The sequence below is a fragment of the Amycolatopsis taiwanensis DSM 45107 genome (assembly GCF_000519205.1).
GTDB classification, from domain to species: Bacteria; Actinomycetota; Actinomycetes; order Mycobacteriales; family Pseudonocardiaceae; genus Amycolatopsis_E; species Amycolatopsis_E taiwanensis.
The window spans coordinates 105,021-128,515 of record NZ_JAFB01000016.1 but is presented as its reverse complement, the minus strand read 5'-3'; the positions used below and the strand labels follow the sequence as shown (position 1 = coordinate 128,515).

The 23,495-nt window shown below is 69.3% G+C and carries 22 protein-coding genes; 13 read left to right on the top strand and 9 right to left on the bottom strand.

Going from position 1 to position 23,495, the window contains the following annotated elements:
- Window positions 1-1,335 (top strand): amidase, encoded by a 1,335-nt coding sequence (locus A3CU_RS0115270; protein ID WP_425388246.1) that lies wholly within the window; start codon window positions 1-3, stop codon window positions 1,333-1,335.
- A gap of 71 nt (window positions 1,336-1,406) precedes the next feature.
- On the opposite strand, the gene A3CU_RS0115265 is transcribed toward A3CU_RS0115270, so the two are convergent.
- Window positions 1,407-2,510 carry a coiled-coil domain-containing protein gene (locus A3CU_RS0115265; protein WP_027943037.1) on the bottom strand — a complete coding sequence of 368 codons (1,104 nt, stop codon included), beginning with the start codon at window positions 2,508-2,510 and terminating at the stop codon, window positions 1,407-1,409.
- Window positions 2,511-2,566: 56 nt separating this feature from the next.
- A complete protein-coding gene (locus A3CU_RS0115260; protein ID WP_027943036.1) occupies window positions 2,567-4,561 on the bottom strand; it encodes an SDR family oxidoreductase in 1,995 nt (664 codons plus the stop codon).
- Window positions 4,562-4,928: 367 nt separating this feature from the next.
- Between A3CU_RS0115260 and A3CU_RS0115255 the strand changes: the two genes are divergently transcribed.
- On the top strand, window positions 4,929-5,756 hold the full coding sequence (locus A3CU_RS0115255; protein ID WP_027943035.1) for a Bax inhibitor-1/YccA family protein: 828 nt from the start codon (window positions 4,929-4,931) through the stop codon (window positions 5,754-5,756).
- 508 nt (window positions 5,757-6,264) lie between these two features.
- Entirely contained in the window at window positions 6,265-6,774 is a 510-nt protein-coding gene (locus A3CU_RS44880; protein ID WP_084143282.1) for an LppU/SCO3897 family protein, read from the top strand.
- Here the strand turns inward: A3CU_RS44880 and A3CU_RS0115245 are convergent.
- Entirely contained in the window at window positions 6,744-7,112 is a 369-nt protein-coding gene (locus A3CU_RS0115245) for a hypothetical protein (protein WP_027943034.1), read from the bottom strand. The two genes, A3CU_RS44880 and A3CU_RS0115245, sit on opposite strands and share 31 nt — an antisense overlap.
- Before the next feature lie 68 nt (window positions 7,113-7,180).
- Window positions 7,181-8,401: an acetyl-CoA C-acetyltransferase gene (locus A3CU_RS0115240; RefSeq protein WP_027943033.1), complete on the bottom strand. Its 1,221-nt coding sequence runs from the start codon at window positions 8,399-8,401 to the stop codon at window positions 7,181-7,183.
- A gap of 352 nt (window positions 8,402-8,753) precedes the next feature.
- Here A3CU_RS0115240 and A3CU_RS0115235 point away from each other — a divergent pair, with 352 nt between their 5' ends.
- The 5 genes from A3CU_RS0115235 to A3CU_RS0115215 all read left to right on the top strand — a co-directional run bounded on the left by A3CU_RS0115235 (window position 8,754) and on the right by A3CU_RS0115215 (window position 14,104).
- Entirely contained in the window at window positions 8,754-10,130 is a 1,377-nt protein-coding gene (locus A3CU_RS0115235) for a cystathionine beta-synthase (RefSeq protein WP_027943032.1), read from the top strand.
- Between the two features lie 115 nt (window positions 10,131-10,245).
- Entirely contained in the window at window positions 10,246-11,553 is a 1,308-nt protein-coding gene (locus tag A3CU_RS0115230) for a hypothetical protein (RefSeq protein WP_027943031.1), read from the top strand.
- 346 nt (window positions 11,554-11,899) lie between these two features.
- Window positions 11,900-12,430: a hypothetical protein gene (locus tag A3CU_RS44875; RefSeq protein ID WP_052371766.1), complete on the top strand. Its 531-nt coding sequence runs from the start codon at window positions 11,900-11,902 to the stop codon at window positions 12,428-12,430.
- Between the two features lie 4 nt (window positions 12,431-12,434).
- Window positions 12,435-12,902 carry a hypothetical protein gene (locus A3CU_RS0115220; protein WP_245617095.1) on the top strand — a complete coding sequence of 156 codons (468 nt, stop codon included), beginning with the start codon at window positions 12,435-12,437 and terminating at the stop codon, window positions 12,900-12,902.
- A 56-nt stretch (window positions 12,903-12,958) separates the two neighbouring features.
- Window positions 12,959-14,104, top strand: coding sequence for a cystathionine gamma-synthase (locus A3CU_RS0115215; RefSeq protein WP_043841201.1), 1,146 nt, complete (start codon window positions 12,959-12,961; stop codon window positions 14,102-14,104).
- Between the two features lie 71 nt (window positions 14,105-14,175).
- Here the strand turns inward: A3CU_RS0115215 and A3CU_RS44870 are convergent, their stop codons facing one another.
- The gene (locus A3CU_RS44870; RefSeq protein ID WP_052371742.1) at window positions 14,176-14,454 is read right to left on the bottom strand and encodes a hypothetical protein; all 279 of its coding nucleotides are present in this window, start codon (window positions 14,452-14,454) and stop codon (window positions 14,176-14,178) included.
- Between the two features lie 74 nt (window positions 14,455-14,528).
- On the opposite strand from A3CU_RS44870, the gene ilvA reads away from it, so the two are divergent.
- Entirely contained in the window at window positions 14,529-15,731 is a 1,203-nt protein-coding gene (gene ilvA / locus A3CU_RS0115205) for a threonine ammonia-lyase (protein WP_027943028.1), read from the top strand.
- Between the two features lie 199 nt (window positions 15,732-15,930).
- Here the strand turns inward: ilvA and hppD are convergent, their stop codons facing one another.
- Window positions 15,931-17,094, bottom strand: coding sequence for a 4-hydroxyphenylpyruvate dioxygenase (gene hppD / locus A3CU_RS0115200; RefSeq protein WP_027943027.1), 1,164 nt, complete (start codon window positions 17,092-17,094; stop codon window positions 15,931-15,933).
- Between the two features lie 93 nt (window positions 17,095-17,187).
- Here hppD and A3CU_RS0115195 point away from each other — a divergent pair, with 93 nt between their 5' ends.
- A complete protein-coding gene (locus A3CU_RS0115195; protein ID WP_043841198.1) occupies window positions 17,188-17,670 on the top strand; it encodes an Lrp/AsnC family transcriptional regulator in 483 nt (160 codons plus the stop codon).
- On the opposite strand, the gene A3CU_RS0115190 is transcribed toward A3CU_RS0115195, so the two are convergent.
- From A3CU_RS0115190 to A3CU_RS0115180, 3 genes are all read right to left on the bottom strand, one after another.
- Entirely contained in the window at window positions 17,649-18,449 is an 801-nt protein-coding gene (locus tag A3CU_RS0115190; RefSeq protein WP_027943025.1) for an MBL fold metallo-hydrolase, read from the bottom strand. The genes A3CU_RS0115195 and A3CU_RS0115190 overlap by 22 nt on opposite strands.
- Before the next feature lie 229 nt (window positions 18,450-18,678).
- Window positions 18,679-19,176 carry a transcription elongation factor GreA gene (gene greA / locus A3CU_RS0115185; protein ID WP_027943024.1) on the bottom strand — a complete coding sequence of 166 codons (498 nt, stop codon included), beginning with the start codon at window positions 19,174-19,176 and terminating at the stop codon, window positions 18,679-18,681.
- A 193-nt stretch (window positions 19,177-19,369) separates the two neighbouring features.
- Entirely contained in the window at window positions 19,370-19,807 is a 438-nt protein-coding gene (locus A3CU_RS0115180; protein ID WP_027943023.1) for a DUF4307 domain-containing protein, read from the bottom strand.
- 226 nt (window positions 19,808-20,033) lie between these two features.
- Between A3CU_RS0115180 and mca the strand changes: the two genes are divergently transcribed.
- From mca to A3CU_RS0115165, 3 genes are all read left to right on the top strand, one after another.
- The gene (gene mca, locus A3CU_RS0115175) at window positions 20,034-20,885 is read left to right on the top strand and encodes a mycothiol conjugate amidase Mca (protein WP_052371764.1); all 852 of its coding nucleotides are present in this window, start codon (window positions 20,034-20,036) and stop codon (window positions 20,883-20,885) included.
- Window positions 20,886-21,027: 142 nt separating this feature from the next.
- Window positions 21,028-21,408, top strand: coding sequence for a hypothetical protein (locus A3CU_RS0115170; RefSeq protein WP_043841196.1), 381 nt, complete (start codon window positions 21,028-21,030; stop codon window positions 21,406-21,408).
- A gap of 39 nt (window positions 21,409-21,447) precedes the next feature.
- Window positions 21,448-23,463, top strand: a complete 2,016-nt coding sequence (locus A3CU_RS0115165; RefSeq protein ID WP_027943020.1) for a thioredoxin domain-containing protein — start codon at window positions 21,448-21,450, stop codon at window positions 23,461-23,463.
- The last annotated feature ends 32 nt before the right edge of the window (window positions 23,464-23,495 follow it).

Genomic DNA, 23,495 nt, shown 5'->3' with positions numbered 1-23,495 from the left:
GTGACGGAACATTTTCCCGTGGCGGCGACAGCGAGAGAAATCGCATCCGAGGTGCGGGCCGGCCGGCTCGACCCGGTGCTGGTGGCGGAACGAACCATCGCCGGGATCGAGGCCGCCGACCGGATCATCGGCGCGTTCCGCACGGTGCGCGCCGAAGCGGCGCTCGACGAAGCGAGGGCGGTCAAGGTCCGGGACGACCTGGCCACGCTGCCGCTGGCCGGAGTTCCGGTCGCGGTGAAGGACGTCGTCGGGATCCGCGGCGAGCGGGTCACCTCGGGATCACGAGCCTTTCCCGCCGAGCCCGCCACGCAGGACCACGAGATCGTGCGGCGGTTGCGAGCGGCCGGTGCGGTGCTGGTCGGGCTGACCAGGGTGCCGGAACTGGTCGCCTGGCCGATGACCGACTCGCCGGACGCGATCACGCGCAACCCGTGGCAGCCCGCCTACTCGGCGGGCGGGTCGTCCGGCGGCAGCGGCGCCGCGGTCGCCGCCGGGCTGGTGCCTGTCGCACACGGCACCGACGGCCTCGGGTCCGTGCGGTTCCCGGCGGCCATGTGCGGCCTCGTCGGCCTCAAGGCCGGGGCCGACCTGCTGGGCGAGGCCGACTGGTACGGGATGTCCATGCACGGCAGCCTCGCGACGACCGTCGCCGACGCCGCCCTGCTGCTCTCCGTGCTAGCCGAGGAGCCTTCGCTGGCCGAAATCGGCGAGCCCGGCACGCTGCGGGTCGCCGTGTCGACCGTGGTGCCGCTGACGCGCGCGCCGGTGCCGAGACCTCTGCGCTCCGCCGTCGATCGGGTCGCCGCGGTGCTCGTCGGCGCGGGGCACCGGATCGAGTTCGCGACGCCGCGGTACGGGATCGAAGCGCCCCTGGGCATTCTCGGTCGCTGGTTCGCCGGAGTGGCGGAGGACGCCGACGGGCTGAACGAGAGCTTCCTGCAGCGGCGGACCCGTACGCACCTGCGCATCGGGCGGGCCGTGCGGGCCGCGGGGCTGATCAGGCCCGGCACCCGGCGGCGCTGGGTTGCCCGGGCCGAGGAGTTCTTCGGCGGCCACGACGTCCTGCTCACCCCGACCCTGGCGACCCTGCCGCCGAAGGCCGCGCGCTGGCACGAGCGGTCCTGGGCGGCCAACGCGGTCACGGCGATCCGGCTGGGGCCGTTCACCGGCCTGTGGAACCTCGCCGGCTATCCGGCGATTTCGGTGCCCGCGGCCCGCCATCCCTCCGGGCTGTCGCTCGGCGTCCAACTGGTCACCACGCCGGGTGGCGAGGCCCGCCTCCTGGCCCTGGCCGCGCAGCTGGAGCGCCTCAACCCCTGGCGCCGCGTCCCCTAGAGATTGTTTGCAGTGGCTTGTGTGGCGGTGCGGGTAGCGGAACCGCCGCTTTGGAACACCGCCTGGCGGGGTCAGGGCTTGTGGGTGGGGCTCGACGGGGTGGGCTTCGCCGCCGAAGCGGGCACGGCCGGCGTGGACAGCGGAAGGGTGGCGGCAGACGCGGCAGACGAGGGCCCCGGCTCCGGGGTCGCAGCCGGTTTCCCGGCGGGTTTCGGAGCCGGCTTCGGGGACGCGGCCGGGGCCGGCGGTGTGGCAGGACTGGCGCGGGGAATCTCGACGGCCGACTCGGCGGGGAGCGGGTCCAGGAAGGAGTGATGGCGGGTCAGCACCTCGGTGGCCTTGCGCACCCGCACGAACGCCTGGTCGGCGAGGGTGTTGAGCCGTTCCACCTTGCGGTTGGCCTCGCGTTCCCGCCGCTGGGCGGTGGTCGTGGCGTCCGAGAGGAGTTTCTCCGCCTTCGTCCTGGCATCGTCGACCAGCCGGGTCGCCTCCGCCGTCGCCTCGGCCAGCCGCCGCTCGGCGGCGCTCTTGCTCGCCGCCTGCTGCTCGGCGATCTGCCTTTCCAACGCCTCCCGCTGCGCGGTCATCGTCTGCTCGAACTCGTGCTCGATGGTGCGCCGCTTGCGCTCCGCCTCGATGTCCAGCTGGGTGCGCCGGCGGGCCCCTTCGGTGGTCAACTTGATCACCTCGGCCTTCGTCGCCTTCAAGGCGTGTTCCTGCTCCGCCTGCAGCGCGGCGGCATGCGACTCCAGCTCGCCCAGCAGTTTCCGGTAACGCTCCCGCAAGTTCCCGGCCAGCTCCGCGGCCACCGCCCAGTGCTCGTCGGCCGCCACCTGCGCCCGCTCGACGATCTCCTCGGCGCGCGCGTTCGCCAGCGTGACGGTGCGCTCCATCCGCTCGTCGAGATCTTCCAGGCGCTCCGGCGGTCTCTTCAGCTCCTCGACCCGGTCACGCAGCTTGAGGATCTCCGCCTTGGCGTTCTCCAGCTCCCGCGACAGCTTGGTCGTCTGTGCGACGGCCGTGTCCCGGTCAGCCATGATCCGCCGTAGGTTCGCCTCGATGTGATCCAGGTACTGCAGGACCTGGCCACGATCGAAGCCGTGCCAAGCCTGGTTGTACTCGCGCTTCAGTGGAAGCAGGGCTCGATCCATCGCCGGGTCACGCTCGGGAACCATGCCGAAAACCGTACCCTCGCCTACCGTCTTGCCGGTGTCAGACTCGCGAATTGGTCTCACCAGTGGAAGCCTCGGGTGAGCTTGATCAGCCGGGTCGCGGCCTTCGACAGGTGCTTTTCACCCTTGCCGACCTTCAGCGCTCCCGACCCACCGGCCGCGACGGAATCGGGGAAGATCCGGTAGCCCTCGTAGGCGATCGCGTCCACCAGGCCCGGCAGGAACGTGTACGCGGCCTGCATCAGGTACCCCTCCGGAGTACCAATGTGTTTCGGTCGTTGCTTCAGCGCGCGCAGCACCATGTCCGCCGCCTGGTCCGGCGACTTGGTGGGGAACGCGTCGTAGATCTTGGTCGGCCGGATCATCGGCGTGCGTACCAACGGCATGTGAATGGTGGTGAAGGTGATGCCGTCGCCGTGCGTTTCGGTCGCCGCGATCTTGCTGAAGTAGTCCAGTGCCGCCTTCGACGCCACATACGCGGAGAAGCGCGGCGCGATGCCCTGCACCCCGATCGACGAAACGTTCACGATATGCCCGAATTTGCGCTCCGACATGTGGGGCAGCACGGCCAGGATCAACCGCACCGCGCCGAAGTAGTTGATCGCCATGGCGCGCTCGTAGTCGTGGAACCGGTCGTAGGAGAGCCGGATCGACCGGCGGATCGAGCGGCCCGCATTGTTCACCACCATGTCGATTCGGCCGTGCTCCTCGAGCATCTGCCGGACGGCCTTCTCGACCGCTTCCCCGTCGGTCAGGTCGACCGGATACACCGACGCGGACCCGCCCTCGGCGACGATCTCGTCCCGCACCTCTTCGAGTTCGGCCTGCCGCCTTGCGACGAGCAGCGGCACGCCGCCTTGGGCCGCGACCTTGAGCGCCGTCGCGCGCCCGATCCCGGACGACGCGCCGGTGATGATCACGCGTCGGCCGTCGAGCTCGCCTCGCGGGCCGTGCAGCCGCGCCCGGAACGGGTCGAGATGCTCGCGCCAGTATCGCCAGAGCACGTCCGCGTAGTCCTCGAGCTGCGGCACCTCGATGCCGCTGCCGGCGAGCACCTTGCGCGTGGCGGCGGAGGCGAAGACCGACGGGAACGTCATGTTCTCCAGCAGCACGGGAGGAATGCCCAGGCGCTCCAGGAACGCGTCGCGCACGATCGTGACCCCGGGCAGGTGTTCGGAGAGCTTGACCAGCCGCATGATCCCGCCGGACAGGCGCCGGTCGAGCTGGAAGTCGATGGTCGGCGCGCCGGCCGCCTTCGCGAACGCGTTGTAGACGGACGCCACCGGCTGCGGCTGCGGGCTCACCAGGTGAAAGGCCTGTTCCGTCAGCCCGGGTTTGACGACGAGGTCGGCCAGCGCCTTCGCCACGTAATCCACCGGCACGATGTTCGAGTCGCCGAGGTCCGGGCCGGCCAGCGGCAGGTTCGGCACGCTCTTGAGCTTGTCGATCGCGTGGAACAGGTAGTACGGACCATCGATCTTGTCCATCTCGCCGGTCCGCGAATGGCCGACGACGATCGCGGGCCGGTACACCCGCCATGGCACGTCGTGCTGCTCGCGTACCAGCCGCTCGGCCTCGAACTTGGTGCGATGGTAGGGGGTCGGCAGTCGCTGCCCCACGTCGAACATGTCCTCGGTGAACACGCCCTGGTGGTCACCGGCCACCGCGACTGAGGACACGTGGTGCAGGCAACCGGCGTGGATGTCCGCGGACAGTTCGAGCACGTTGCGCGTGCCGTCCACGTTGGCCTTGATGCTGGCCTCGTTGTCCGCGGTGATGTCATAGAGAGCGGCCAGGTGCACCACGTGGTCGACCTCTCCGCGCAACTGGGCGCGGACCTCGTCGCTGATTCCCAGACGGTCCGCCGACAGGTCGCCGACGAGGAGGGTGACCGCCTCGGCGTTCGGCCAGCCGCCGACCAGGTTCGTGAGCCGTTCCCGGGAAGCTTCCCGAACGAGGAGATAGACGCGCTCGGTGTCCGGGCGGTCGAGCAGGAGCGGGGTGAAATGGCGCCCGATCAGTCCAGTCGCGCCCGTGACGAGGTAGCCGGCCATGCCCAACATTGTGCTGTAGCCGGCCGCCTCTTGTCCTCGGATAAGCGCCGAGGGCTCCTCGTAATCCGCTACGGCTGCTCGGTCCGAGCCCGCGGAGCTCGGTCGAAGCCGGTGGAAACGCTCGATGCGGTTGCGGAATTCAATGAAAGGTCTCCGGCGATTCACGCGGACATGGCAGGATCACCTCGGCGGCGTTACTGATCGAGCACGGATCGTGAGCGCGTTAGCAAGCAGAGCGTGTTGGCGGCAATCGGCCGGATACCGTATCTTCGCAATCTTGGTAAAGTCGCCTTTACCCGATCGGGAACCCGTCGGCGCCCGGCGCCGTTGGACCCAGTGCAGGTGCCAGGAGATCCAGGAGGATCAGGTGCGTTCCACAGGCAACCCCGCGTTCCGCAACCTGCCGGTCGGCAGGGCGGGACACGGTCAATACGGACCGAACGTAGGCTTCGGCCAGCCGCTGGGCGGCGGGCCGGATTACGGCATGCCGCAGGCCCCCGCCGGGCCCGCCGAGCGGCCGATGACGGTGGACGACGTCGTCATCAAGACCGGGCTGTCCTTGGGGACCGCGCTGGTCACCGGCGTGCTCTCGGCGATCTGGGCGATCAGCCAGGCCGAGGCGAGGGCGATGGGGCCGGTCGTCGGCCTGATGGTCGTCTCCCTGGTGGTGGGCCTGGTGCTCTCGCTGGTGATGATCTTCCGGCAGAAGCCCAGCGGCCCGATGACGCTGCTGTACTCGGGTGCTGAAGGTATCTTCCTCGGCGCGATCAGCGGCCTGTTCGAGATGATCTACCCGGGTATCGCGCTGCAGGCGATCCTTGGCACGGCGGGCGTGTTCATCGCGATGCTGGTGGTCTATCGCACCGGCGCGGTGAAGGTCACCCCGCGGCTGACCAAGTGGATCATCGGTGCGACCGCGGGCGCGGCCATCCTGATGCTGCTCAACCTGGTGCTCAGCCTGTTGGGCGTGAACATGGGCCTGCGCAGCGGCGGGACGCTCGCGATCATCTTCAGCCTCGTGGTGATCGGAATCGCGGCGTTCAACTTCCTGCTCGACTTCGACATGGCCGACCGGATGATCCGCGAGGGTATGCCCGCGAAGTGGGCGTGGTTCGCGGCCTTCGGCCTGATGACCACGATGGTCTGGCTCTACCTGGAGATCCTGCGGCTGCTGTCGTACCTCCAGAACGATTGACGCCCGGCTGACCTGGCGCAGTCGAACTCAACGGTGTCGTAACGATTGTTTGCATGAGTGACCCGTTGCTGCCGCTTGTCGACAGTAACGGGTCACTCATAGCGCCACCGGTTCGCTGCGTCCTGAGAGAGCAGAGGACACTCGGTAATCATCCGGGTGTCCTCTGTGTTTTTGCCGCCTTTGTGGAGGGGCCGCGCAGGGGACGGCGATCACGCGGTGTTGGATGCGAGCGTTCGTATTCGTTCTTCACACTCGTGAGGTTTATGTGAGCGTCCCCCCGCCGCCGGGGCAGCCCGCCGGTCCTCCACCGCCGGGGCAGCCCTACGGCCCACCACTCGGTGGGCCGTCCGTTCCTCCTCCTGGTGGCATGCCTCCGGCCGGCCCCCCGTACGGTCCTCCGCCGGGAGGTGGGCCGCCCGGGCCGCCCTTCCCGCCGCCCGGCCAGCCCGGCGGCTTCGGCCCGCCTCCCGGCCAGCCTTACGGTCCGCCCCCGTCGAAGAAGCGGACCATGCTGTGGGTGCGAATCGGCGCGGCGGTGGTCATCCTCGGTTTGGTCGTGGCGGGCGGCATCTGGTACTTCAAGAGTTCCCCGGCCACCGCGGCGGTCGGCGACTGCCTGAACGTCAAGGAGTTCAGCAAGCACGCCGACCCGACCAAGGTCGACTGCACGGACCCGTCGGCGAACGTCAAGATCGCGGTGAAGCTGGACAGCAGCGGGGGCAGCTGTCCGCAAGGGGATTACGACGAGTATTCCTACAGTCGCAAGAGCACGTCGTACAGGCTGTGCCTGATGCCCAACGTGGTGGAAGGCGACTGCATGGCCGACTTCACCAGCGACACCGCCGGCTACCAGAAGGTCGCCTGCACCGACCCGAGGGCCGAGGTGAAGGTCTCCAAGGTCGTGCAAGGGGTTACCGATGAGACGGTCTGTGAGGAGTTCGACCGCTACTTGCCCGTCACCTACTCCGACCCCAAGAGCACCTACTGCTACACCGAGGTCAGCCAGACCACGACGTGATGGCGGACGTCGCCGACGTCGAGCGGTGACAACCGTTTGACCCCAACCGGGAACTCGTTGTCCCTGACCGGGGACACGGCTTCCTGGGGCGGGGACTCGTTGTCCCTGACCGGGGACACGGCTTCCTGGGGCGGGGACTCGTTGTCCCTGACCGGGGACACGGCTTCCCCGAGCGGGAACTCGTTGTCCCTGACCGGGAACTCGGCTTCCTGGGGCGGGGACTCGTTGTCCCTGACCGGGGACACGGCTTCCTGGGGCGGGGACTCGTTGTCCCTGACCGGGGACACGGCTTCCCCGAGCGGGAACTCGACTTCCTGGGGCGGGGACTCGCCGGCCACCGGCGAGTCCCCGCTTCGCGCGGGAGGCCAGGTCTACCCGCACCGCCGAGCAAGCCGCTTCGGTACCACTAGCTCAGGCGTTCCAGGACCATGGCCATCCCCTGGCCACCGCCGACGCACATGGTCTCCAGGCCGAACTGCTTGTCGTGGTGCTGCAGGGAGTTGATCAGCGTGCTGGTGATCCGGGCCCCGGTCATGCCGAACGGGTGGCCGACCGCGATCGCCCCGCCGTTGACGTTGAGCCGGTCCAGTTCGATGCCCAGATCCTGGTAGGACGGGATGACCTGGGCGGCGAACGCCTCGTTGATCTCCACCAGGTCGATGTCCGAAATGGACAGACCAGCGCGGCTCAGTGCCTGCCGGGACGCCTCGACCGGGCCGTAGCCCATGATTTCCGGCGACAGCGCGGAAACCCCGGTCGACACGATCCGGGCCAGCGGCGTCAGGCCCAGCTCGTGCGCCTTCGTGTCGGACATGACGACCAGCGCGGCGGCGCCGTCGTTGAGCGGGCAGCAGTTGCCCGCGGTGACCCGTCCGTCCGGCCGGAACACGGGCTTGAGCTGCGACACGCCCGCCATGGTCACGCCGGGGCGGGGGCCGTCGTCCTTGGCCACCACCGTTCCGTCCGCAAGTGTGACCGGCGTGATGTCCTTGGCCCAGAACCCGTCCGCGATCGCCTTTTCCGCCAGGTTCTGCGACCGGACGCCGAACTCGTCCATCTCTTCCCGCGAAACGTTCTTCAGCCGCGCAAGGTTCTCCGCGGTCTGGCCCATCGCGATGTAGATGTCCGGCACCTTGCCTTCGCCGCGCGGGTCGGTCCAGTCTTCGGCGCCTTCGGCGGCGACCTGCGCGGTGCGCGCCTCCGCCTCGGCGAACAGCGGGTTGTGCGTGTCGGGCCAGGAATCGGAGCTGCCCTTGCTGAACCGCGACACCGTTTCGACGCCGGCGGAGATGAACACGTCGCCCTCGCCGGCCTTGATGGCGTGGAACGCCATCCGCGTGGTCTGCAGGCTGGAGGAGCAGTACCGGGTGATCGTGCAGCCGGGCAGGTGGTCGTAGCCGAGCTGGACCGCCACCGCCCGCCCCATGTTGAACCCGGACTCGCCGCCGGGCAGGCCGCAGCCGAGGATCAGGTCGTCGATGTCGGCGGGGTCCAGTTGGGGAACCTTGTCCAGCGCCGCGCGGACCATCTGCGCCGTGAGGTCGTCGGGGCGGATGCTCACCAGCGATCCCTTGTTGGCGCGCCCGATCGGCGACCGAGCGGCGGAGACTATTACGGCTTCGGGCATGACGGGCTCCTTCACCTCAGGTAAGCGCATGCTTAGTGCAGTCTAGGTGACCGTGTTATGCAAGACGCGTGATCGACGAGCGCGTCTACGGACCGTGACCTGGCGCCGCGCACTCGGTCAACCGCATCGGCTGGCCCGCAGCCGCGTTCGCGAGGCCTCCGGCGGCGCGCCTTCCACTCGCCGAAGCACGAACGTCGAGCCTCCGGCCCGCCGACAGGGCGAGGCGTTGCACAAGCCTGCGCACGGCTTCCTCGTCGGCGAACTGACTTCCGTAGGGTGCACGGACTTTCGAACAGCTCTCCGACTTCCGGCGGGCGGTGACCATTGCGAAGCGGACGTTTAGGCTGGGCGCGTGGATTACGCCGAGCATGTCGTTGACCTCGTGGGCAACACCCCGTTGGTCAAGCTGAACTCGCTGGCCGACGGGCTATCGCCCCTGGTACTGGCGAAGGTCGAGTACCTCAACCCGGGCGGCAGTGTGAAGGACCGCATCGCGCTGCGCATGGTGGAGGCGGCCGAAGCATCCGGTGAGCTGCGCCCCGGCGGCACCATCGTGGAGCCGACCTCCGGGAACACCGGGGTGGGCCTGGCCATGGTCGCGCAGCGCAAGGGTTACCAGTGCGTGTTCGTCTGCCCGGACAAGGTCAGCGAGGACAAGCGAAACGTGCTCAAGGCCTACGGCGCCCGGGTCGTGGTGTGTCCCACAGCCGTCCCGCCGGAGCACCCGGACTCCTACTACTCGGTGTCCGACCGTCTGGTCGCCGAGATCGACGGCGCCTGGAAACCCAACCAGTACGCGAACCCGGAGAACCCGGCCAGCCACTACCACTCGACCGGTCCGGAACTGTGGCGGCAGACCGACGGGCGGATCACGCATTTCGTCGCCGGGGTCGGGACCGGCGGCACCATCTCCGGCACCGGGCGCTACCTCAAGGAGATCTCGGACGGCCGGGTCAAGGTCATCGGCGCCGATCCCGAGGGCTCGGTCTACTCGGGCGGCACCGGCCGGCCGTACCTGGTCGAAGGCGTGGGCGAGGACTTCTGGCCGCAAACCTACGACCGCTCGATCGCCGACGAGATCATCGCGGTCTCGGACGCCGAGTCTTTCGCGGTGACCCGCCGGTTGGCACTGGAAGAGGGCCTGCTGGTCGGCGGATCGTGCGGGATGGCGGTCGCGGCGGCGCTGCGGCTGGCCAAGCGGCTCGGGCCCCAGGACGTGGTCGTCGTGCTGTTGCCCGATGGCGGCCGCGGCTACCTGGGCAAGGTGTTCAACGACCAGTGGATGTCCGCCTACGGTTTCCTGCCGGCGGATTCCTCCGACGCCACGGTCGGCGACGTGCTCCGAGCCAAGACCGGGGTGCTTCCCGATCTGGTGCACACGCATCCCAACGAGACGGTCGCGGAAGCGATCTCGATCCTGTCCGAGTTCGGCGTGAGCCAGATGCCGGTCGTCAGTGCCGAACCGCCGGTGATGGCCGCCGAGGTGGTGGGTGCGGTGAACGAGCGCGACCTGCTGGACGCCCTGTTCACCGGCAAGGCCGAGCTGGCCGACCGGCTGGATCGGCACATGTCCCCGCCACTGCCGACAATCGGGGGGAGCGAGCCGGTGGGCGCCGCGCTGAAAGCGCTTTCTGGAGCGGACGGTGCGCTCGTGCTCCTTGACGGAAAACCAGCGGGTGTGGTAACTCGTCACGATCTCCTGAGCTTTCTGGCCGGTCGCAGAGGGTAGAAGGTTGATCACATCGCCGGATCTGCCCAGGCCGTTACAAGCGAGGGCGTACCGTATCCGATAGCGTGTGCCGCCAGCAGAATCATTGGTCTCTTCAAGGGGGTTATAGACCCACATGAGCGCTCCGCAGCCACCGAACCAGCCGTGGGGCGGCGGTCAGCCGTCGCAGGGCCCGCCAAGTGGCCCGCAACCGCAACAGGACAACCCGTTCGCATCGTCGGAGCCGACCCAGGTGGTTCAGCCCGGCCAGGCGCCGCCACAGGGCGGTGGCTTCGGCGACGCCCCCGAGCCGACGCAGGTCGTGCAGCCAGGCCAACCGGCGCAGCCAGGCCAACCGGCGCAGCCAGGCCAACCGGCGCAGCCAGGCCAGCCGGGTCAGCCGGGTGGCGGTGAGACGCCCGGCGGCGACTCGACGCAGGTGGTGCCGCCCGGCATGCAGCCGCCCGCTATTCCGTACGCGCCGCCGCCGAGCGCGGCGGACAGCCCGATGGGAGCCCCGCCGCAGCCCGCCTTCGGCCCGCCGTCCGGTGGGTTCGCGCCCCAGCAGCCGCAACCGTTCGGGCAGCAGCCGCCCCCGGGCGCCCCAGGCTTCGGCCCACCGGCGCAGCCCGGTGGCTTCGGTGGCCCGCCGCCCGGCTACGGCCCGCCCGGTGGCGGAGCCGGCGCCAACAACCAGATATTCGGCTGGATCGCCGCGGGTGCGCTGATCCTGTTCGGCCTGCTGGGTTCCATTCTCACCATCACGCTCTGGGCGGAGGCCGGTAGCGCCGCCTCCTCGGCGCCGGACCCGTCCTCCTACTGCGACGGGCTTCCCGCCTCCGCGAGGCAGAGCTGCCTGGACGCCGTATCGGAAACGACGAGCTCGGTTGACTCGTCCATTCCGGGCGCGGCGATCTTCTACTTCATCATGCTGATCGTCGGTGGGCTGCTCGCGGCCGCCGGCGGTGTGATGATCATTCTGAAGCAGAAGTTCGCGCACTTCCTGGCCGTCGCGGGTGGTTTCCTGCTCCTCCTGTTCGCCATCATCTTCGGCGCGCAGTACACGTTCCAGCTCACCCGGATCGTGTTCGACCTGATCTTCGGCATCCTGGTGCTGGGCATCGGCGTGCTGGGCTTCTTCCCGCAGACCGCGCAGTTCATCGGGATGGGCGGTGGCACGCCGGGTGGACCCGGTGGTGGCTTCGGGCCGCCGAGCGGCGGCTTCCCCGGTCAGCCGGCGCCGTTCGGCCAGCCGGGCGGTTTCGGCCAGCCGGCCCCGTTCGGCCAGCCGGGCGGGCCGAACCCGTCCAGCGGTGGCTTCCCGCAGCCGGGCCAGCCACCGCAGCCGGGTGGATTCCCCGGCCAGCCCGGAGGTTTCGGGCAGCCCGGTCAGCAGCCGGGTGGCTTCGGCCAGCAGCAGCCCGGCCAGCCACCGCAGTGGTGACCAACGCTCGCTGACTCTCCGAGTGCCCCGGCCCACCGGCCGGGGCACTCGTGTCTGTATTCACAACGTGTGCGGGTAGCCAGGCCGTGCCATCCGTTTTCGGCTGCCGGTCGGTCACGGGGGCGGCCTGCCTCCCCGCCTACGTGCACCCTCGTTGTCTGTCGCCATGGGTGCCGATCCGGCGGTTTACTGCGCTCAGTTTTGTGGCAGTTTTCCGGAAAACCGGTCGTAACCCCCGGAGGAGTCGCTACAGTGAGCCCGGCAGCGTTGGCGGGAGGTGGTGGCCCGGTCCGGAGGTGACTTCGAGCACTGCCCGGCCCGGCCGCCCCGGCGGCAAAGGGGCGTCATGACGAACCAGTTCGGCGAGCCTCCGCCGCGCGGCTGGGCGGCGCCCGCGCCGCGCAGACCCAATGGCGCCACCGCCATCATCGCCGGAATCGCCGCGCTCGCCGTCGGCGGCATGCTCGGTGCCCTGCCGGTTCAGCGCTTCATCGTCAGCGGTGTCGAGATGGCGCCGGCCCGCCTGCTCGTCGTCCTCGGCCTGTATCTGGGTGGCGCGTTGCTGCTGGTGTGGGGCGCGCTGATGACCTTCTTCCGCTCGGTCGCCGGGGCGATCCTGCTGTTGCTCGGCGCGCTTGTCGCGATCGCCGCGGTCGTGCTGGAGCCGATCCTGTTGTATCCGGGCATGTTCGCCGAGTTCTTCCAGGCCGTGTTCCAACTGGCCCCCGAACTCGCCTTCGCCCGCATCGCCGGGGCGGTCGGTGGTCCGCTCGTCTTCCTGCTGGCCGTCCTTCCTTCGACCTTCCGCTACCTGCGCTACCGGCCCTCCGAGCTGAGCTACGGCGTGCCGCTGGGTTATTCCCGCCAGGGCTGGTGAGCTGATGGCCATGCCCGAACGCCTGCCTTCGACTCCAACGGGCGCCGGGGAGCCATCCCGGGGCGGCGGCACGGGAATTCCCGCCGCGGTGCTCGCCCTGCTGGGTGGCCTGTTCCATCTCGTCGGCGTGGCCGGGGGCGCGGTGCTGATGGCCGGCGACGGGGATCTCGGGCGCGCGCTGCTGACCTTCCTGCTGCACCTGGTCGTGGCCGGCCTGCTGATCACCGGCGGGGTCGGGCTGGTGCTGGCCAAGCCGTTCGGCCGCCGGGCCACGATCGCCGGCTGCGTGGCGGCGATCCTGCTCTACCTGGCGGTGCTCATGCTCGGCGGGTCAGGCGTCTTCTTCCTGGGGTTGACCGACGGCACGCTTCCCCTCGGCTACACCGTGATCCTGTGCGTTCCCGCCGTCACGACCCTGGTGCTGGCATGCGCTCCGCCGACCCGGCGATGGGTGCGGAGCGGCTGGTCCTGAAACGCCCACCGCCACCCACAAAGGACGCGCCACGCGTGGCGGCTACATTGGGCGGTATGGAAAACTTCGGTTTCGAAACCCGTGCCATTCACGCAGGTCAGGGCACCGACCCGCGGACCGGTGCGGTGATCGTGCCGATCTACCAGACTTCGACCTACGCCCAGGACGGCGTCGGGGGCACCCGGGACGGCGACTACGAGTATTCCCGCACGGCGAACCCGACCCGCACCGCGCTGGAGGCACAGCTGGCCTCGCTGGAGGGCGCGCGGCACGGGCTGGCCTTCGCCTCCGGGATGGCCGCCTCCGACAGCGTGCTGCGGTCGGTGCTCCGGCCGGGCGATCATCTGGTACTCGGCAACGACGCTTACGGCGGGACTTTCCGGCTGATCGACAAGGTGCTCACCGGCTGGGGCATCGGCTACACCGTGACCGACCTCTCCGAGGTGGCGAGTGTGCGCGCGGCGATCCGCCCGGAGACGAAGCTCATCTGGTGCGAGTCGCCGTCGAACCCGCTGCTGGGCATCGCCGACATCGCGGCGCTGGCCGAAGCCGCGCACGACGCGGGGGCACGACTGGTGGTGGACAACACCTTCGCGACCCCGTACCTGCAGAACCCCTTGGCACTCGGCGCGGACATCGTCGTGCATTCGACGACGAAGTACCTCGGTGGCCACTCCGATGTCGTGGGCGGAGCGGTGCTGACCAACGAGGACGAGCTCCGCGAGCAACTGTTCTTCCTGCGCAACGCGTCGGGCGCGGTGCCGGGCCCCTTCGACGCCTGGCTGACCCTGCGCGGCGTCAAGACCCTCGCCGTGCGCATGGAACGGCACTGCGACAACGCCGAACTGGTCGCCGAAGCGCTCGCCGCGCACCCCAAGGTCACGAAGGTCTACTACCCCGGCCTGGCCGAGCATCCCGGGCACGAGGTGGCCGCCAAGCAGATGAGCCGGTTCGGCGGCATGATCTCCTTCCGGCACGCCGATGGGGAGTCGGGGGCGCTGGCCGCCGCCGCGCGGACCTCGCTGTTCACCCTGGCCGAATCGCTCGGCGGCATCGAGTCGCTGATCGAACACCCGGGCCGGATGACGCACGCCAGCACGAGCGGCTCGCTGCTCGAGGTCCCGGACGACCTCCTGCGCCTGTCCGTCGGCATCGAGGATGCGAGCGATCTGATCACCGACCTCCGCCACGCGCTCAAATGACTTGAACAAGCGGCGGAGCCGCTTGCTGTGAGGCACGCGACCGGCTCCGCCACGCAAACCTCAACAGGATATTACGGACGGTAGTTGTCGGGGTTCTGACCCGGCTGGTGAGGCGGCGGAGTTGCGACGCCGGACAGGGTGGAGGCGTCGACGCAGCCGCCCACCAGCTCGATCCGGTTGCCGTGCCGCACATACTGTCCGGGCTCGGCGCAGCCCGCCCGGTCCACCGTGTAGAACGCGGCTCCGGTGAGCGCCAGCGCGGAAGCGACAGCCGCGACCAGGGGTAGCGTCCCGGCTGAACGAGTGGCAGGCCGGCCGCCGCCGCTGTCCGTGTCGTTCCGCCTTCGCATGGTGACTCCTGATTCCGATGCCGACCGCGTCCAGGGTACCTGTGCTGCCGTGACGGGTGGCATGATCCCGTGTTATGCGACTGGTGAACCTGGATCGGATCACCGAGGCGCGCCGTCTTCTGGAAGGGGTTGTGCGAGGCACCCCCATGGAACACGCGCGGGACCTCGAACAGGTTCACGGCGGTGCCGTTCATCTCAAATGTGAGAACCTGCAACGCACCGGCTCGTTCAAGATTCGCGGTGCGTACACCAGGATTCACGGGCTGAGCGAGGCCGAGCGGGGGCGCGGCGTTGTCGCGGCCAGCGCCGGCAACCACGCGCAGGGCGTCGCGCTCGCGGCCTCGCTGCTCGGCATCAAGGCCACCGTGTTCATGCCCGCGCGCGTCCCGCTGCCGAAGCTGGCGGCCACCCGTGGTTACGGCGCGGACGTCACGCTGCACGGTGACGTGTTCGACGAGACCCTCGCCGAGGCCATCGCCTTCGCCGAGCACACCGGCGCGGTGTTCATCCACCCGTTCGACCACGAAGACGTCATCGCCGGGCAGGGCACGGTGGGACTCGAACTGCTGGAGCAGGTTCCCGAGGTGGCCACGGTGCTGGTGCCCACCGGCGGCGGTGGACTGGTGTCCGGGGTCGCGGCGGCGGTCCGGGCGCTGCGCCCGGACGTGCGGGTCGTCGCCGTGCAGGCCGAGGGCGCCGCCGCCTTCCCGCCGTCGCTGGCCGCGGGCAAGCCGGGACGGCTGGCCGACCCGCACACCATGGCCGACGGGATCGCCGTCGGGCAGCCGGGAGAGCTCACCTTCGCCCATGTCACCGACCTGGTCGACGACGTGGTGACGGTGAGCGAGGAGTCGCTGTCCCGGGCCGTGCTGCTGTGCCTGGAGCGGCGCAAGCTGGTGGTCGAGCCCGCGGGCGCGGCCGCGGTCGCCGCGCTGCTGGAGCATCCGGGCGCGTTCCGGCCGCCGATCGTGGGGGTGCTCTCCGGCGGCAACGTCGATCCACTGCTGTTGCTGCAGATCATCCAGCACGGCATGACCGCGGGCGGGCGTTACCTTTCCCTGCGGCTACGCGTGCCCGACCGGCCCGGATCGCTCGCCGCGGTCCTGTCGCGGATCAGCGAGCTCGGCGCGAACGTGCTGGACATCGAGCATCGGCGGATCTCCGGCGCGCTTGAGCTCGGGGAGGTCGAGGTCGCGCTCAACCTGGAGACGCGCGGCCCCGACCACTGCGCCGGCGTCACCGCCGAGCTTCGGCGCGCCGGCTTCACCGTCCTCTAGAAGACTGTCGGAGAGGCTTGCGTGGCGGTGCGGGTAGCGGAACCTGAGGCGGTCCCTGGGTCTGGGGTCGCCTCCTGATGAAAAACCAATTCACCACGTCGGCGCTGTCCTCGCCAGGAACCGCCTCAGAACCCCCAGCGGTGTGCAGCTGACGGCCCCACCGCGAGTGGCTCCGCTGCTGTGAAACACCGCCAAGCAGTTACAGGTTGCCGCGGCGCTCCTGTTCCCGCTCGATCGCCTCGAACAGCGCCTTGAAGTTGCCCTTGCCGAAGCCCAGCGAGCCGTGCCGCTCGATGAGCTCGTAGAACACGGTGGGGCGGTCGCCGATCGGCTTGGTGAAGATCTGCAGCAGGTAGCCGTCCTCGTCGCGGTCCACCAGGATCCGGTGTTCCTTCAGCGTTTCGATCGGCACGCGGACCTCGCCGATGCGGGCCCGCAGCTCCGGATCGTCGTAGTAGGAGTCCGGGGTGTCCAGGAACTCCACCCCCGCCTCGCGCATCGCGGTCACCGTGCCGACGATGTCGTTGGTGGCCAGTGCGATGTGCTGGCAGCCTGCCCCTTCGTAGAACTCCAGGTACTCGTCGATCTGCGACTTCTTCTTGGCGACGGCCGGTTCGTTGAGCGGGAACTTGACCCGGTGGTTGCCGTTGGACACCACCTTGCTCATCAGCGCCGAATAGTCGGTGGCGATGTCGTCGCCGATGAACTCCGCCATGTTCACGAAGCCCATCACGCGGTGGTACCAGTCCACCCAGTAGTCCATCTTGCCCAGCTCGACGTTGCCGACGCAGTGGTCGACGGCCTGGAACAACCGCTTGCGCTGCACGCCGTCACGGGCCTGGTAGCCCGGCAGGTACGGGCCGGAATAGCGGGACCGGTCGACCAGCGTGTGGCGGGTTTCGCCGTACGTGGCGATCGCGGCGAGCCGGACCACCCCGTGCTCGTCGGAGATGTCGTGCGGTTCCTCCAGGATCGTGGCGCCCTGTGCCCTGGCGTGCGCCACGCACTTGTCGACGTCGGGCACCTCGAGGGCCAGGTCGGTCACCCCGTCACCGTGGCGGCGGTGGTGGTCGAGCAGCGGCGAGTCCGGCCGGACCCCGCCGTTGATCACGAACCGGGCGCCACCCGATTTGAGCACGAAGGACTTGTGGTCGGCCTGCCCGGTTTCCGGCCCGGCGTAGGCGACCAGCCGCATGCCGAAGGCGGCCTGGTAGAACCACGCGGTCTGGGTGGCGTTGCCGACATTGAACACGACGGCGTCCATGGCCCGGACCGGGAACGGGTCGGCCGTGGAGTCGTGCTCCACCAGGCCGACGAGCTGGCGCAACTGGTCGTAGGTGAGGTCGTCGAGGCTGTTGGTCATGGCATAAGAATCGTCACGCCGGACAGGTTGGGCAATGGCGAGCTGTTTTGCTGGACAATCTGACTAGTGAATAGCCAGTATGGTGGTCCGGAGGTGGGCACATTGGATGATCTGGACGCGCGGTTGCTGCTTTTGCTCACGGACGCGCCCCGACTCGGCGTACTCGAATGCGCACGGCGGCTCGGCGTCGCGCGTGGCACCGTGCAGGCCCGGCTGGACCGGCTGGCCGAACGCGGCGTGCTGGCCGGGTTCCCGCCCGAGCTGAACCTGGCCGCGATGGGCTACGGGCTGACCGCGTTCGCGGTGCTGGAGATCGCGCAGGGGCGGCGGGCCAGGGTGATCGAGGCGCTGTCGGCCATCGAGCAGGTGTGCGAGGCGCACGCCACCACCGGCCAGGGTGACCTGTTCGTGCGCCTGGTCGCCCGCGACCACGACGACCTGCAGCGCGTGATCGACGAAATGGTCAGCGTGCCCGACGTGCTCCGCACCTCGACGTCTATGGCCCTGTCGACCCCGATCCCGCCACGCGTCCGCCCGTTGCTGGAACGGCTTGCTCAGGAAACGAAGTCGAGGTAGCGCTTGGCCGAGCGCTGCACGACCGCGTGCGCGTCGTCGGGAATGATGGTGCCCCACCAGGCGCCGTAGATGGCGTTGAACTGGTACCCCTGCAGCATCTGGGCGGCCCGCCGCACGATCGCCGGCCGCTCCGGGATGTGGTTGGGATAGCTGTACATGAAGCTGACGGACTTGCGGTCCGGGTTGGCGAACACGATGTCGCCGGAGAGCAGTGCGCCACGGCCGTCCTCACCGGCCGGCCAGTGCAGCACGGTGCCGCCGGGGAAGTGCACCCCGAGGTTGATCAGCGTGAGCGCGTCGCCGAGCTGCTTCGTCTCGCCGCTCCACAGCTGGAGCGCGTCGTCTGGGCGGCCGATCCACTCCCGGTCCTTCTCGTGCAGGTACACCGGCACGTCGAAGGCGTGTGCCCACTCCACCATGGTCGTGTAATAGTGTGGGTGGCTGATCGCGATGCCGGTGAGGCCGCCGAGTTCGGTGATCCGCGCGACGATCTCGTCGTCGAGGTAGGCGGCGCAGTCCCAGAGGAAGTTCCCGGAACCGGCCCGGACCAGCAGGGCGCGCTGGCCGATGGCGAACCGGGGCGTGCTGCCGACGCCGACCAGCCCGGGACCCTCGTCCTCGATCTGCGCGGTGTGCTCGCCGGCCCGGAGCGTGTCCAGGTCGGTCCACTGCTGCCCGGACGCCGGCACCCACTGCCGGTCGTCCAGGCAGATCGGGCAGTCGGCCCGCGGCGCCGCGTACTGTGTGCCACACGTGACGCAAATCGGTTCAGAACTCATAGCGTCCCCATCACCTCAGCACGCGAATCATTGCGACTCAGTAATCCAGCCACGGTGTCTCCGTAGCGATCACGACGGTTCAGCAGGTGAACAACGCAACGCGACCCGCTCCGGGGGGTCCGGGGGCTCGCCCCCGGGCGGGGCCTGGGGGTTGCACCCCCAGAAGACACCGGCGAGGGATCAACGGCGAGCGCTCTCCGCGAGCACACTCCTCCCACTCCCTCGCCGATTACCCGGTGTAGGGCACGGCCTTGACCAGCTTGACCTGCTGGGTCTTGCCGTTGGGCAGGTCGTACTCGCGGGTCTCGCCCTCCTTGGCGCCCAGCAGAGCCTTGCCCAGCGGCGATTCCGGCGAGTACACGTCGAGCTCGCCCTCGGCACCCTCTTCACGAGTGGCGAGCAGGAAGGTCTCGTCTTCGTCGTCGCCCTCGTAACGCACGGTGAGCACCATGCCCGGTTCCGCGATGCCGTCGTTCGGCGGTGCCTCGCCGACCTTCGCCGCCCGCAGCAGTTCCTGCAGGTGGCGGATCCGCGCCTCGGCCTGGCCCTGCTCCTCGCGAGCCGCGTGGTAGCCCCCGTTTTCCTTGAGGTCGCCCTCTTCCCGGCTGTCGTTGATCTTCGCGGCGATGACCGGACGATTCTCGATCAGTTGGTCGAGCTCGTGCTTGAGCCTGTCGTAGGCTTCCTGAGTAAGCCAGGTCACCTGGGTGTCGCTCACGGTCACCATCTCCTCGTCGTGGCCTGCCGGGCATGGGTATACAAGCCGGCCAGCCCCGCCGACACGTCGGCGCGGCTGAGATAAAGGAAGACACGGCCCGCTCGGGCCGTGCCGAAAGACCAGAATAGCACGCAAACCATGGTCAGTGCCGCCCGTTGTCCTACTCATCGGACGTTCGGCGACGCGTTCACTCCGTTGGCCGCTAGTTTCTTGACAAATAAGGCGGGACTGTGTACGAGCATCCGAAGATGTCGGCCATAACGGGCAGGTCGGTGCTGTGAATCAAGGTCGTCTGCAGGCTCTGATTGTTCCCGGGCGGCACGAATACCTCTTTGCGGCCGCTCTCCGCGCCCGACTTGTCCCGGGTTCGCACGATGCACACCCCGGGCCGTGACTCGTCGTCACGGACCACGTTGATGGTGAGTTCCATGACGTTGCCGGGCCGGTTGGCGTAGGACAGCCGGTCGGCGGAGATCGGCGCGGGCCCGATGTTCACGTAGGCGACCCACGTCACCACCACGCCCAGGACGAGGCCGGCCGCGGTGAACACCCACTTCCGCCAGCGCCGGGGAGCCCGGTCACGCACTCGCCCATAGCGGCCCTCCGGCAGCGCACGCGTGCTCAACTCGGGCCTCCTCATCGCCGATTGTCATACCCCTGGGGAACAATGGAGCCAATTATCCGTCAGCCCGGGAATACCGGTGTGAGAAGGGGTCGTTGCAGGCATCGTGGAATCTGACGAGCGGGTGTCCGAACCAGGGTCCATACCGTCGCCGGTGGCGGCGCAGCCCAGGGCCGAAGAGAAGATCGAAAGCGTCTTGGCGGAGGAATCGAGGGCGGCCGAACGTGCCGAGGGCCGACTTCGCATGATCGCTGTCCACGCGCACCCGGACGACGAGTCGAGCAAGGGCGCGGCCACCATGGCCAAGTACGTGGCCGAGGGTGTCGACGTGCTGGTGGTCAGCTGCACCGGTGGTGAGGCGGGCAGCATCCTCAACCCGGCCATGGACCGGCCCGGCGTGCGGGAGAACATGCCCCAGATCCGCCGCGAGGAGATGGCCAGGGCGGCGAAGATCCTCGGGGTGAACCACCACTGGCTAGGGTTCGTCGACTCGGGGCTGCCCGAGGGCGACCCGCCGCCCCCGGTGCCCGAGGGCACGTTCGCCGCGGTGCCGGTCGAGGAGCCGACGCGGGACCTGGTCAAGATCATCCGCGAGTTCCGTCCGCACGTGGTGCTGACCTACGACGAGAACGGCGGTTACCCCCACCCCGACCACATCCGCTGCCACCAGGTGTCGGTCGCGGCGTTCGACGCGGCGGGTGAGGCGGACCGGTTCCCGGAGGCGGGCGCGCCGTGGCAGCCGCTCAAGCTGTACTACATGCACGGGTTCTCCCGGGCCAGGATGCAGCTGTTCCACGAGGCACTTCTCGCCGCGGGCCAGGAATCGCCCTACGCCGAGTGGCTCCAGAGGTGGGACCCGGACCGGCCCGACGTGATGGAGCGCGTCACCACGCGCATCGAGTGCGGCGACTACTTCGAAGTCCGCGACGAGGCGCTGAAGGCGCACGCCACGCAGATCGATCCGACCAGCCGCTGGTTCGCGGTGCCGCTCGACGTGCAGCGCAAGCTGTGGCCCACCGAGGAATACGAGCTGGTCCGCTCTCTGGTGGACAGCACGCTCCCGGAGGACGACCTGTTCGCCGGCATCCGGCAGTAGCCGGCGGCCAGTCGTGGCCGACCGAACGCCTCATTCGCACGCCGTCCTACCGTGTGGGGGCTGCGCCCCCACGCCCCCGGCCGGGGGGAACGCCCAGACCCCCTAAACTCGTTCTCGAGGTTCCCGCCGATTGGAGTCCCCGATGAACGTCACCTTGGCCGTGACGGCGCCGGTCGCCACGCACGCGATTGTGCTGGCAGCTCAGCCGGGTAACGGTGACAACGGCGGTCAGGGCGAGGACTTCGGCAAGTCCTCGCCGACGGGCTTGCTGCTGTTGCTCGTCTTCCTGATCGCGGTGGCATTCCTGGTGCGCTCGATGACCAAACACCTGAAGCGCGTTCCCGCCAGCTTCGACCCCGAAGAGCCCACGGACGACGAGGCCCCTTCCGGCGAGCAGGCCGACGAAGGCGCGGCGCCTGCGGACCAGGCCGAGGCCGAGGCCAAGGAGAAGGCAGCGGAGAAGGCGGTGGAGAAGCCAAAGGAGAAGGCCGAGGCGAAGGAGAAGAGCGAAAGCTCCGGCTAGTTCGCCGCCCGCGGGCGCCCGCCGTGACACCCTGGAGGCATGGCCAACCGACTCGCCACCGCCACCAGCCCCTACCTGCTGCAGCACTCCGAGAACCCGGTCGACTGGTGGCCGTGGAGCGCTGAAGCCCTGACGGAGGCCGAGCGGCGTGATGTGCCGATCCTGCTTTCCGTGGGTTATGCGGCCTGCCACTGGTGCCACGTCATGGCGCACGAGTCCTTCGAAGACCCCGGGATCGCCCGGTTGATGAACGAAAACTTCGTCAACATCAAGGTGGACCGGGAGGAACGTCCCGACATCGACGCCGTGTACATGGCCGCGACCCAGGCGATGACCGGCCAGGGCGGCTGGCCGATGACCTGCTTCCTCACCCCCGACGGCGAACCGTTCCACTGCGGCACCTACTACCCGCCCGAACCCCGGCTCGGCATGCCGTCGTTCCAGCAGCTGTTGCTCGCGGTCGTGCAGGCGTGGCGGGACCGCCGGGAGGAGCTGCGCGAGGGTGCGAGCCGGATCGCCGCGGAGCTGGCCCAGCGGACGGGGCCGCTGCCGGAGTCGGCCGTGGACGCCGGTGTCGTCGCCGAGGCGGTGTCCAAGCTGGGCGCGGAAGCGGACCGGGTCAACGGCGGTTTCGGCGGGGCACCGAAGTTCCCACCGTCGATGGTGCTGGAGTTCCTGCTGCGCCACCATGAGCGCACGGGCTCGGCCGAGGCGTTGTCGCTGGTGGAGTCCTGTGCCGAGGCGATGTCACGCGGCGGGATTCACGACCACCTGGCCGGCGGGTTCGCCCGGTACTCGGTGGACGCGTCCTGGACCGTGCCGCACTTCGAAAAGATGTTGTACGACAACGCTTTGCTGTTGCGGGTCTACGCACACCTGGCGCGCCTGACCGGTTCCTCCCGTGCGCACGACGTCGCGCGGTCGACCGGTGACTTCCTGCTCGATCGGCTGGGCACGGCCGAAGGCGGCTTCGCGGCGTCGCTGGACGCTGACACGTTGGGCGAGGAAGGGCTGACGTACGTCTGGACGCAGAGTGAGCTGTCGGCGTCGCTGGGCGACGAGGACGGCGCGTGGGCGGCCGAGCTGTTCGGCGTGACCGATTCGGGCACGTTCGAAAAGCGCAGGTCCGTCCTGCAGTTGCGGCAGGATCCTGATGACCCTCGGCGTTACCAACGGGTTCGGCAGGCCTTGCTGGCGAACCGGGACGAGCGGCCACAGCCGGAGCGCGACGACAAGGTGATCGCCGCGTGGAACGGTCTTGCCATCGGCGCCTTGTGTGAAGCCGGGGCGGCGCTGGACAAGCCGCGCTGGATCGAGGCCGCCGAGCGAGCTGCGCGGTTCGTGCTGGAGGTGCACCTGGTCGACGGGCGGTTGCGGCGTAGTTCCCGGGACGGCCGCGTCGGCGCGGCGGCCGGCGTCTTGGAGGACTACGGGTGCTTCGCCGACGGCTTGCTCGCCCTGCATCAGGCCACCGGCGAGCCCCGCTGGCTGAGCGAAGCCACGGCGTTGCTGGACATCGCGCTGGACCGGTTCGCGGCCGAGGACACACCGGGCGCGTACCACGACACCGCCGACGATGCCGAAACGTTGGTACAGCGGCCATCCGATCCGGGCGACAACGCGAGCCCGTCGGGCGCGTCCGCGTTGGCGGGCGCCCTGCTGACGGCTTCGGTGCTGGTCGGCCCCGAGCGAGCCGCGCGCTATCGCGACGCGGCCGAGCGAGCGGTGAGCCGGGTGGGCCGGCTGGCCGCGAAGATGCCCCGGTTCGCCGGGCACTGGCTGGCGGTGGCGGAGGCCTTGCTGGCGGGGCCGATCCAGGTCGCCGTGGTCGGCCCGGAGCCGGCGGCCTGGGCGGAACTGCGCGAAACGGCGGCCCGGAAGGCGCCCGGGGGCGCGGTCGTGCTCGCCGGTACCCCGGACAGTGCGCCGCTGCTGGCCGACCGGCCGCTGGTCGACGGCGGCGCGGCCGCCTACGTCTGCCGTGGTTACGTCTGCGATCGGCCGGTGAGCACGCCCGAGGCCCTTTCGCTGGCGGTGAACATCGGACCAAAGTAGGCGTCTCGCGCGTAGCGTGTGTATCGACGTAA

Bases quoted from the DNA above. Each gene is read 5' to 3' on its own strand.
- A3CU_RS0115265 (WP_027943037.1), bottom strand. From the start codon at position 2,510: ATGGTTCCCGAGCGTGACCCGGCGATGGATCGAGCCCTGCTTCCACTG.
- A3CU_RS0115260 (WP_027943036.1), bottom strand. From the start codon at position 4,561: ATGGCCGGCTACCTCGTCACGGGCGCGACTGGACTGATCGGGCGCCAT.
- A3CU_RS44880 (WP_084143282.1), top strand. From the start codon at position 6,265: ATGCTGTGGGTGCGAATCGGCGCGGCGGTGGTCATCCTCGGTTTGGTC.
- A3CU_RS0115240 (WP_027943033.1), bottom strand. From the start codon at position 8,401: ATGCCCGAAGCCGTAATAGTCTCCGCCGCTCGGTCGCCGATCGGGCGC.
- A3CU_RS0115230 (WP_027943031.1), top strand. From the start codon at position 10,246: ATGAGCGCTCCGCAGCCACCGAACCAGCCGTGGGGCGGCGGTCAGCCG.
- A3CU_RS44875 (WP_052371766.1), top strand. From the start codon at position 11,900: ATGACGAACCAGTTCGGCGAGCCTCCGCCGCGCGGCTGGGCGGCGCCC.
- A3CU_RS0115220 (WP_245617095.1), top strand. From the start codon at position 12,435: ATGGCCATGCCCGAACGCCTGCCTTCGACTCCAACGGGCGCCGGGGAG.
- A3CU_RS0115215 (WP_043841201.1), top strand. From the start codon at position 12,959: ATGGAAAACTTCGGTTTCGAAACCCGTGCCATTCACGCAGGTCAGGGC.
- A3CU_RS44870 (WP_052371742.1), bottom strand. From the start codon at position 14,454: ATGCGAAGGCGGAACGACACGGACAGCGGCGGCGGCCGGCCTGCCACT.
- ilvA (WP_027943028.1), top strand. From the start codon at position 14,529: ATGCGACTGGTGAACCTGGATCGGATCACCGAGGCGCGCCGTCTTCTG.
- hppD (WP_027943027.1), bottom strand. From the start codon at position 17,094: ATGACCAACAGCCTCGACGACCTCACCTACGACCAGTTGCGCCAGCTC.
- A3CU_RS0115190 (WP_027943025.1), bottom strand. From the start codon at position 18,449: ATGAGTTCTGAACCGATTTGCGTCACGTGTGGCACACAGTACGCGGCG.
- greA (WP_027943024.1), bottom strand. From the start codon at position 19,176: ATGGTGACCGTGAGCGACACCCAGGTGACCTGGCTTACTCAGGAAGCC.
- A3CU_RS0115180 (WP_027943023.1), bottom strand. From the start codon at position 19,807: ATGAGGAGGCCCGAGTTGAGCACGCGTGCGCTGCCGGAGGGCCGCTAT.
- mca (WP_052371764.1), top strand. From the start codon at position 20,034: ATGATCGCTGTCCACGCGCACCCGGACGACGAGTCGAGCAAGGGCGCG.
- A3CU_RS0115170 (WP_043841196.1), top strand. From the start codon at position 21,028: ATGAACGTCACCTTGGCCGTGACGGCGCCGGTCGCCACGCACGCGATT.
- A3CU_RS0115165 (WP_027943020.1), top strand. From the start codon at position 21,448: ATGGCCAACCGACTCGCCACCGCCACCAGCCCCTACCTGCTGCAGCAC.